Source organism: Actinoalloteichus spitiensis RMV-1378, from assembly GCF_000239155.1.
Taxonomy (GTDB): domain Bacteria; phylum Actinomycetota; class Actinomycetes; order Mycobacteriales; family Pseudonocardiaceae; genus Actinoalloteichus_B; species Actinoalloteichus_B spitiensis.
Map to the genome: position 1 here is coordinate 1 of NZ_AGVX02000795.1, position 1,422 is coordinate 1,422.

The following is a 1,422-nucleotide window of genomic DNA, read 5'->3' on the forward strand; positions in this document are numbered from 1 at the left end:
GAACGGATCCACCGGCTGGCTGCACGTCGAGGACGCGCTCGAGGAGGCGGGCAACGACTTCCTCGTCACCGTCGACCTCGCGGACTTCGCCCTCACCGTCACCCGAAGCGGCGAGGAGGTCGGCCGGTGGACCGTCGGTGTGGGCAGCGCCGAGGCCCCCACGCCGACCGGCCGCACCTTCCTGATGGCCTCCATCGAGGAGACCGTCAGCGACTTCAGCCCCTACACCCTGCCGTTGGGCGCCCACTCCGACACCCACCAGACCTACGCGGGCGGGCCCGGCACCGTCGCGATCCACGGCTGGCCCGACGAGACACCGTTCGGCACCGAGACCAGCGACGGGTGCATCCGGGTGCCCGACGACGCCCTGGACCTGTTGCTCACCCTGCCCCTGGGCACGGTCGTCCTGGTCCGGTGAGCCAGCTCCCACGCACCGATCCCGTCCCGCCCTCCGGTCACACCATCGGACCCCTCAGAAAGGAACGCCAACCCGTGCCCAGCAGAACGACAGCCACCCTCGGGGTGCTCGCCGCCACGGTGAGCGCCAGCCTGGCCCTCGTACCGGTCGCCCAGGCCGAGCAGAACCCCAGCTCGGCCTTCGCGTTGTCGGCTCGCGGCCTGCTCACCGTGGAACCCCTGCCCCACCTCGACAGCTCGGCCGGCTACCAGGAGAGGTCCGTCGCCGACGTCGGGGTCCCGCTGAACCTGGTGCGCGTCGGGGCGTTGACCTCGGCCGTCGGTGAGGGGCACGCCAGGGCGAGCGTGACGGACCTGCGGGTCGGGTTGGGCGAGGTGTCCCTGCTCGACCTCGGGCTCGCCGACCTCAACGCCGACGTCATCACCGCCCAGTGCGAGAACGGCCAGGGCAGCTCGACCGTTGTCGGCGCCTCCCTGGGCGGGGTGGCCCTGGAGGCCGGTGCCGGCCCGAACACCGGGGTCCAGGTGCCCGGGATCGCGGAGGTGCTGCTCAACAAGCAGGTGGAGAACGAGGACGGGACGCTGACGGTCACCGCGCTGTCCATCCGGGTGGCCGGACTCCAGACGATCGATGTCGCCTCCGCGACCTGCGGCGACGCCGGGAACACCGGCCCTGGGCCGGAGGAGCCGGGCGAAGGAGGCCAGACCCCCGAGCCACCGGGCGAGGAGAACCCCGGTGAGCGGCCCGACGGCGGGTCGTCCGGCCCCGGCGATCCCGAGGGCGGAGGCGAGCGCCCCGGCGGTGCGGGGCCGAGCGATCCCGGCCCCGGCGGCGGTCACGCACCCCGACCCACTCCGGTTCCCGGACATCACCCGGTGACCGGATGAGCTGACGAACCACGTCACGGCGGCGCCCGGGCGGACCACCCGCGCCGGTCCGCCGCCCCCGGCCCCGCAAGCGCGTCCTTCCCGAGGCGGTGGGGCGTGACCAGTCCGGTCACGCCC

General features: G+C 73.9%; 2 protein-coding genes. Both read left to right on the plus strand.

Annotated features, from left to right (window positions below):
* Positions 1-418, plus strand: a 418-nt coding sequence (locus ACTIDRAF_RS0225350) for a L,D-transpeptidase (RefSeq protein ID WP_016701452.1), incomplete at its 5' end; no start/stop codon positions are given.
* 74 nt (positions 419-492) lie between these two features.
* Positions 493-1,305, plus strand: a complete 813-nt coding sequence (locus ACTIDRAF_RS0225355; protein ID WP_016701453.1) for a choice-of-anchor P family protein — start codon at positions 493-495, stop codon at positions 1,303-1,305.
* The last annotated feature ends 117 nt before the right edge of the window (positions 1,306-1,422 follow it).